Raw genomic sequence first — 7,868 nt, 5'->3', positions numbered from 1 at the left:
ACCAAGCGGGCGGTGGATCCCAGCGGCGGGGTCATGGCTTGGTTGAGCCCGGCAATCGTGGATTCCGGCGGCAGGCGATCGTAGTTAAAAGCAGCCCAGTGGGGATCCAGCACTTGGTCGCGCAACTGCTGCACCGCCTGCATCAGGCGATAGGTGTCATCTCCCCAGTACAGGTAAACGGGCACGCTTCGACCGAGTGATTTACGAGATGCTTTTCCCCTACTTCCTCCATTTTGCGTAGGTCAGTTCCCCTTGTCTAAGCGGTTTGGCTGGGATCCCTGCTCAACTTGGTGGAGGGAGTCAGTCCAAGTGAAGATACCGAGCCCAGCTTGACTCAAGTTGTTTAAGAATAGGTCAAGTACTCGCCCTGTCTGGCGAAAACAAAGGCATCTTTACATAACTTTCATAATCCAGAAGTCTCCGCAGCTCAAAAAGTTCTGTATTCCCACTGAAGAGGTTTCGTAGACCTTCTCCTACAGTTGAATTAGGAGCAGAGACTGCAGGGTTAAAGATTATGGATGGCATTGGCGAGTTTGAGTTTAAGGTGCAAATCTTAGCCCGTTGCATGGGATCCGCCCTGGGTCTGGGCCGTCCTACTCGTATTCAGATTCACTATTCCAACTCCAATTCCCAGAACGCAGTTAGAGCCAAGGAAGGTTGGTCTGGATCCCGCTTAGGCGATCAAATCCCTTCTCCTAATGCCGAAGGTGAAAGAGGATCTCAAGGTCAAGTGTTAGCCTGTGTTGCCTGAAGAATCTTTTGAGAATCGGTCTGTGGTAGGTCAGGAGATCTTCGATTGCGGCAATCCAACATTTGATTGAAGATTGAGATAGAGCTTTTTGTAGTTTTTCCTGCTGTTCTTCTTTGCTTTTTACAGAGACTTGTTCTTAAGATTGAAAACCCAACTTTGATAACTCTTCGATGCCTTTTGTCTTGTAGAGTCTTGTGAGTCAGCCGGTTCTTTGTTTTTGTTGAGGGGTACTTTGTCCGGCTGGCGCGATAAGAGGTTGCGCTCTTCTTCGTTGTCTCCTTGCCTCTGGGGATATAAGCTAGAACTTCGTCCCACCGACGCAATCGGAAGGTGACTTGGGGCGTATGAACTTGTGCCCAACAGGCTCCGGAGGGTTATGGAACGAGCAACGCAACGGTGGCACGGTTTTCTGCTGCGCGATTTTCCCATCAAGGCTTGGTGGCAGGGAAGCCTTTTGGGTCGTCTATTGGGATCCCTGCAAAGTTGGGGGAAGAGCAGCATATTGGTTCAAACTTCCGACCGGATTGGCCTGGGGCTAGTGCTGCTCTACTGGATTTTCTCTGCACAAAGCTCCACCGGCATCCTGGGCCTGATTTTGCTGGCTATGGCTGCTCTGGTGGGCCTGTGCGCTTTGGTGGAAATGCCGATTGGGCTGCCGCTGCATCTGCCCCTGGTCCTTTTCTGGGGAATTGCCACCTTGGCAACGATTCTCTCTCCGGTTGCCTACGCAGCACGGGATGGCTGGCTGAAGTTGACTCTCTACCTGGCTGGTTATCTGTTGTTGCATCGTCTGCTGCGCAAACCCCAATTCCGAGATGGGATCGTTGGATCCCTGCTTTTGGTCAGCTTGGTGATGGGGATCCATGGCCTGCGGCAATACTTATATGGGGCAGCGGAACTGGCCACCTGGGTGGATCCGGAGTCGGGTTTGGCGGGTCTGACGCGGGTGTACAGCTATCTGCGCAATCCAAATCTGTATGGGGGCTACTTGATCCCGGTCATTCCTCTGGGGCTGGCCGCCACTTGGATTTGGCCCAGTTGGGGAGCGAAACTCCTGGCCGGGTTTACGACGGCGGTGAACCTGATTTGCCTGTTGCTCACCTACAGTCGTGGCGCCTGGATTGGGGGGCTGGCCATGCTCACCCTGATGGTCGTGCTGTTGGCACAGTGGCATTCTGTCGATTTGCCAGCCCGCTGGCGGCGTTGGGCCTTGCCGGCCCTGTTGGGCGGAGGGGGGGCTGCTCTGTTGCTCGGGATCCTGACGGTACGCTCCCTGCGGCTGCGGGTGCAGAGCCTTTTTTGGGGGCGGTTGGATACCAGCAACAACTTTCGCCTCAATGTCTGGGCGGCGGTGCTGGAGATGATCCGCGACTTTCCCATCTTGGGGATCGGCCCCGGTAATGTTGCCTTTAACCGCGTCTATCCCCTCTACCAACGAGGCAACTTCAGCGCCCTTGGAGCCTATTCAGTGCCGCTGCAGCTCACCGTAGAGACTGGCTTCATCGGCTCCTTAACTTTCGCCTGGTTCCTCTTGGTGCTCTGGGATCACGGCTGGAGATGCTGGAAAACTTTGCTCAACTTGCGGGATCCCCAGGGTCTGTGGGTGGCAGCGGGCTTGGCCGCTTGCACCGGCATGATGGTCCACGGCTTGGTGGATACCATCTGGTATCGTCCACAGGTACAAATGCTGTGGTGGCTTGCGGTAGCGCTCATTACAGCCAGCTTGGCCTCTCTTAGCCCTCAGCCGCCCGTGGATGTTGGTGAGACCCCATCGGAGGCTTCCTCCCGTTAGGGTAGCTTAAGCTTGACCTTCCAGTCTTGACGGGAGCCAACCCAGAGTGGTAAGCATCTTCAGTAGGAGATAAAAAATGTATCTGTTTTTACAATTCACAGGTGTTGGTAGTGTTAGAAATTAGCGGAACTGTTCAGGGTGCAGGAGGCAGATGAAAAAAATCGAGGCCGTGATCCGGCCATTTAAGTTGGATGAGGTCAAAATTGCTTTGGTCAATGCCGGGATTGTCGGCATGACCGTAAGTGAAGTACGGGGTTTTGGCCGGCAAAAGGGACAAACCGAGCGTTACCGGGGATCCGAGTACACGGTAGAGTTCCTACAAAAGCTGAAAGTGGAGATCGTGGTCGAAGATGACCTGGTGGATACGGTGGTGGAGAAGCTGATTGCAGCGGCTCGCACCGGCGAAATTGGGGACGGCAAGATTTTCATCAGCCCCGTCGAAAAAACCATCCGCATCCGCACTGGCGAACTCAACCAAGATGCCCTATGAGAAGGGATCACGTTCAGGGTTTGGGTTGCCCGGCCTGAGCCTCGTGTGAGTTTGCTTCATGTCTCTTTTGCTGTATATCTGATGAGGTGTTCTTGCCCTACTTTTCGGGTAATGTGTTGCGAGAAGTACTGTCACTTTAGGTGAGTCGAAAAGCATGAGTACGACAATGATCCAAAACCTCAAGAGCCAGGTGCCCCAGTGGCTTTGGCGACCGGCCAAGTGGAGTCTGACTGCCGCTCTAATGGCTGCGCTGGTTTTTCTATTCGGCCAGGGAACTGCCTTTGCTCAAGAGGCCGAGGAAGTTCAGAAACACGCTGACGTTGTTTGGACGATCGTGGCAGCAGCCTTGGTGTTCTTCATGCAGGCGGGGTTCGCCATGGTAGAGACGGGCTTTACCCGCGCCAAGAACGCCGCCAACATCATGATGAAGAACTTGATGGACTTCTGCATGGGCTGTTGCGCCTTCTGGTTCATCGGGTTTGGCCTCATGTTCGGCAAAAGTGCTGGCTTCTTCGGCACTGACTGGTTTGCTTTTGGCTGGCAGCAGGCTTACGAGGCAGATGGCTGGCCCTTTACTTTCTTTGTCTTCCAGATGGTGTTTGCCGCCACTGCCGCCACCATTGTTTCCGGAGCCATGGCAGAGCGCACCAAGTTCTTGGCCTACTTGATCTACTCCATCGTTATTTCTGGGCTAATCTACCCCATCTCTGGGGGTTGGGCCTGGAACGGGCTGTTCGGCGACTACAACGGCGGCACAGCCGGCTGGCTGGAAAATCTGGGCTACATCGACTACGCCGGGTCGGGGGTGGTGCATTTGGTAGGGGGCGCTGCGGCCTTGGCAGGTGCGATCGCGCTTGGCCCTCGCATTGGCAAGTACGGCCCTAATGGAGAACCGCGGGCTATTCCCGGCCACAACCTGCCGCTGGGGATGTTGGGGGTGTTTATCCTCGCCTTGGGCTGGATCGGGTTTAATGCCGGTTCCACCACTGCAGCCTCTGTCGATATTGGCTGGATTGCCATGAATACGCTGCTGGCAGCTTCGGCTGGAGCAATTGGGGCGATGTTCACCTCTTGGGTTCATTTTGGCAAGCCGGATATGACCTTTGCCGCCAACGGTGTCCTGGCCGGCTTGGTGGGGATCACTGCCCCTTGCGATAGCGTCCATCCTTTGGGTGCTCTGATCATCGGCTCGGTGGCCGGGATTCTGGTGGTGATTTCGGTGGTGATCCTGGATACGGTGCTGAAAATTGATGACCCGGTGGGCGCGATTTCGGTACACGGCACCTGTGGTATCTGGGGGGTGTTGGCAGCAGGGATCCCCTTCTTTGCCAATGCCAACTATGCTGAAGAGGTCACCTGGGCCCAATTTGGGGTACAAGTGGTGGGCGCTCTGGCCTACTTCCTCTGGCCCTTTATTACCTGCTTGATCCTGTTCTATATCCTCAAGGCTGTAACCGGCCTGCGCACCAGCGCCGAGGAAGAGATCGCCGGTTTGGATGTGGGCGAGCATGGCAACGTGGCCTACCCCGACTTCGTTACTGCTGCCACCGATTCGGAGCAATCTTGAGCCATTGTGCTCGGTCTGACCTGGGGTTGCCGGATCGGAGCATTGCTGAACTGAGCATCAAATGAGCATCAAAAGGGAGGGTCAGGGCTGGCCCTCTCTTTTATGGCTTGCTGATGTATTTGGTGGCATTGGTGTAGGTGGTTACGGGTAGGAGGGGAGAAATAGCTCAAAATCGAGGTGTGGGACTTGGAATCGAGATGAAAAGTCAGATGGGTGAGACTGTTTTCTCTCGTCTTCGGCAGGGGATCCTTTTGGGTTTGAGGACAGGGGGGAAAGTCCTGCTGGGGGTTGGAGCTTTGCTGGGGTTGGGAAGTTTGGTTGCCCCGCCTGCTCTGGCCCAGACGGATCTCACGGCTCTGGAACAGGCTCTCCCACCCGAGGCTTGGGCTGAGCTACAAACCTTACTGAAAACTCAGCAATACCATGCCGACATCGTCTGGACAACGGTGGCCGGGGCGCTGGTGTTTTTCATGCAGGCGGGCTTTGCCATGGTGGAGGCGGGCTTCACGCGGGCTAAAAATGCTACCAACATTGTCCTGAAGAACCTGATGGACTTCTGCTTCGGGGCCTGCGCTTTTTGGTTTTTGGGGTTTGGGCTGATGTTCGGATCCCATGTGGCCGGTTTTTTGGGCACCAACTGGTTTTTTTTCAACTGGCAACAGGGAGCTGAAGCCGGCAGTCAAAACGATGCTTGGCCTTTCACGTTCTTCTGTTTCCAACTGGTGTTTGCCGCCACCGCTGCCACCATTGTCTCCGGGGCAATGGCGGAACGCACCCGCTTTTTGGCTTATTTGATTTACTCCATCGTCATCTCTGGGGCGATCTACCCGATTTCCGGGGGCTGGGCCTGGAATGGCCTGTTTGCCGACTACAACGGTGGTACAGCCGGCTGGCTGGAAAACCTGGGCTACATTGACTTTGCCGGGTCGGGGGTGGTGCACTTGGTGGGTGGGGCTGCAGCTTTTGCGGGAACTTTGGTGTTGGGGCCGCGCTTGGGCAAGTATGGTCCCAATGGGGAGCCGCGGGCTATTCCCGGGCATAGCTTACCCTTGGGCATGTTGGGGGCGTTGATCCTGTGGCTGGGCTGGATTGGCTTTAATGCCGGCTCTACAACGGCAGCGATTCCTGATATTGGCTGGATTGCTTTCAATACCTATTTGGCCGGGGCGGCAGGAGCCATCGGCGCTCTCTGTACTTCCTGGGCCATTTTTACCAAGCCGGACATGACGTTTGCAGCCAATGGGACACTGGCGGGGCTGGTGGGCATTACTGCTCCTTGCAACACTGTTCATCCTTTGGGGGCAATCCTTATCGGCTCGGTGGCCGGGGTGTTGGTGGTGTTGTCGGTGCTGTTTATCGAGGGCACCTTGAAGGTGGATGACCCGGTGGGGGCGGTGTCGGTACATGGGGTGTGCGGCGCTTGGGGGGTCATTGCTGCAGGGATCCCGTGGTTTGCCCATGCGGAAGCGGGGGTGACTTGGGCGGTGTTGCCGGTACAGATTCTGGGGGTTATTGCCCTGGGAGGATGGTCTTTTATCTGTTGTCTGGCTTTGTTTTTGATTTTGAAGGGCACCATCGGTCTGCGCGTCTCGGCAGAAGAAGAGTTGGCCGGCTTGGATATTGGCGAGCACGGCAACATTGCCTACCCTGACTTTGTCACTGCTTCGGGAGAGTTGGAAGGTTGAGCAGTACACTGGGATCCGGTTGGATGCACTTTTGGATCCCATGCACCTTCTGATCCCGGCGGCTGGCAGCGGCAAGCGAATGGGGGCTGCGGTCAATAAGCTGTTGCTGCCGCTCTTGGGTCAGCCGATTTTGGCTTGGACGTTGCAGGCTGCGGATCGAGCCAGCTCCATCGAGTGGATCGGCATTCTCTCCCAACCCGGCGATTGGCCGGCCATCGAGCAGATCCTGGCGGCAATGGATCTGTCCACGCCGGTGCAGCTTTTACAAGGGGGGGCGACGCGGCAGGAGTCGGTTTACAGGGGGGTTGAGTATCTCTATAACCTGGGAACAGTAGAGCGGGTGTTGATCCACGATGGGGCCCGCTGCCTGGCTACCCCTAAGTTGTTCGATCGCTGTAGTGCTGCTTTGCAGCAGGTGGATGGTCTCATCGCGGGGATCCCTGTCAAGGACACGATTAAAGTCGCTGAGGCAGGCCCAAAAGGGATCCAAATTCGGTCAACCCCAGAACGCAGCCGGCTGTGGGCAGCGCAAACGCCGCAGGGGTTTCGCCTGTCGATGCTATGGCAAGCCCATCGGGAGGCTCTGGCCCAGGGTTGGCAGGTAACCGATGATGCAGCCCTATTCGAGAAGCTGGGTTGGCCAGTCTACATCGTCGAAGGGGAGGAATCCAATCTGAAGCTAACCACCCCCCTGGATGTGTTGCTGGCCGCACAAATCCTGCAGCAGCGTCTCGGACCAGCGCGTTAGCTCAATTCAATCCCGGTAGGGCCAGTCTCAACCTTGGGAATTAAAAGTAGGAAGGAGGAAATCTAGGTTCACTAAGAGCACTTTGATCACCCCATCTCTTGTGGTCCGTTGGAAATGAAAATGATAAGTCTGGCTGTTTAGAATCTAATGCACCCAAGACACCTGAAACCAAGCAAAAGATGAGATTAATGCACTTTTCACTTTCTTCATAAACTTGCCGTTCTGAGAACCGAACTACAACCCAGCCTCTATCCGCTAGATAAGCATCACGCTTACTTTGCTTAGGATCATTCACAGTATGGGCTGGCCTACACAGATTACCTTCAAGAAACCATGGCTCATCAATTTCAATGTCAATGAGTAAAACGAGTGATCTTTTTCCATCTCTAGATACCTGCATTGCGATATCAGGGGTATAGCACCGGACACTAGACTGCTCTATGCTAACAGCTGACCTCTCTGGAAGCAGAGTAACTTTAAAGCTATCTCTCTCTAGACTTTCCAATTGTCTCATCAAAGCATTTCGAAGGAAGTTATCAAATCTTCCGCAGCGAGCATCAGAAACTGTATCAGGATACTGGACCCTTTGATTAGCAATAAGCTCCATAGCCTGATCTCGGTGTTCTCTTTCAATGGCTTCGCACTCTGCTTCCCACTGCCGTAGAGCTTCCTGATATTTCTCCCAATGCCTTCTTCTGATGGACGTACACTCTTCCTGCCACCGGCGCAGGTCGGTCTCTTGGTACCTCCTCAGGTTTTCTTCATGGATTTTTTTTAGATCTTCGCGCTCTGCTTCCCACTGCCGGAGGGCCTCTTGATGTTCTCTCAATCTTTC

6 protein-coding genes and 1 pseudogene are annotated in these 7,868 nt (G+C 54.9%); 5 read left to right on the top strand and 2 right to left on the bottom strand.

What is annotated here, in order from left to right; genetic code table 11:
* Positions 1-185 (bottom strand): annotated as a pseudogene (locus NW829_RS08725) (DNA polymerase III subunit delta); the annotation flags it as partial.
* Positions 186-1,127: 942 nt separating this feature from the next.
* Here NW829_RS08725 and NW829_RS08720 point away from each other — a divergent pair.
* The 5 genes from NW829_RS08720 to ispD all read left to right on the top strand — a co-directional run bounded on the left by NW829_RS08720 (position 1,128) and on the right by ispD (position 7,033).
* Entirely contained in the window at positions 1,128-2,543 is a 1,416-nt protein-coding gene (locus NW829_RS08720) for an IctB family putative bicarbonate transporter (RefSeq protein ID WP_414413358.1), read from the top strand.
* Between the two features lie 151 nt (positions 2,544-2,694).
* The gene (locus NW829_RS08715) at positions 2,695-3,033 is read left to right on the top strand and encodes a P-II family nitrogen regulator (RefSeq protein ID WP_011430352.1); all 339 of its coding nucleotides are present in this window, start codon (positions 2,695-2,697) and stop codon (positions 3,031-3,033) included.
* A 154-nt stretch (positions 3,034-3,187) separates the two neighbouring features.
* On the top strand, positions 3,188-4,600 hold the full coding sequence (locus tag NW829_RS08710) for an ammonium transporter (protein WP_414416893.1): 1,413 nt from the start codon (positions 3,188-3,190) through the stop codon (positions 4,598-4,600).
* Positions 4,601-4,809: 209 nt separating this feature from the next.
* Positions 4,810-6,285 carry an ammonium transporter gene (locus tag NW829_RS08705; protein ID WP_414416892.1) on the top strand — a complete coding sequence of 492 codons (1,476 nt, stop codon included), beginning with the start codon at positions 4,810-4,812 and terminating at the stop codon, positions 6,283-6,285.
* A 40-nt stretch (positions 6,286-6,325) separates the two neighbouring features.
* Complete coding sequence (ispD, locus tag NW829_RS08700; protein ID WP_414413363.1) at positions 6,326-7,033, top strand: 2-C-methyl-D-erythritol 4-phosphate cytidylyltransferase; 708 nt, start codon at positions 6,326-6,328, stop codon at positions 7,031-7,033.
* Between the two features lie 40 nt (positions 7,034-7,073).
* Here ispD and NW829_RS08695 read toward each other — a convergent pair.
* Positions 7,074-7,868 (bottom strand): hypothetical protein (locus NW829_RS08695; RefSeq protein WP_414416891.1); only part of this gene is annotated, 795 nt, incomplete at its 5' end.

The sequence above is a fragment of the Synechococcus sp. R55.8 genome (assembly GCF_047461895.1).
Classification (GTDB): domain Bacteria; phylum Cyanobacteriota; class Cyanobacteriia; order Thermostichales; family Thermostichaceae; genus Thermostichus.
Note: the sequence above shows the minus strand (reverse complement) of the source record. Positions and strands in the feature narration are given on the sequence as shown.

What these genes read in the sequence shown, in the direction of transcription:
- NW829_RS08720 (WP_414413358.1), top strand. Translation starts at nt 1,128, where the DNA reads ATGGAACGAGCAACGCAACGGTGGCACGGTTTTCTGCTGCGCGATTTT.
- NW829_RS08715 (WP_011430352.1), top strand. Translation starts at nt 2,695, where the DNA reads ATGAAAAAAATCGAGGCCGTGATCCGGCCATTTAAGTTGGATGAGGTC.
- NW829_RS08710 (WP_414416893.1), top strand. Translation starts at nt 3,188, where the DNA reads ATGAGTACGACAATGATCCAAAACCTCAAGAGCCAGGTGCCCCAGTGG.
- NW829_RS08705 (WP_414416892.1), top strand. Translation starts at nt 4,810, where the DNA reads ATGGGTGAGACTGTTTTCTCTCGTCTTCGGCAGGGGATCCTTTTGGGT.
- ispD (WP_414413363.1), top strand. Translation starts at nt 6,326, where the DNA reads ATGCACCTTCTGATCCCGGCGGCTGGCAGCGGCAAGCGAATGGGGGCT.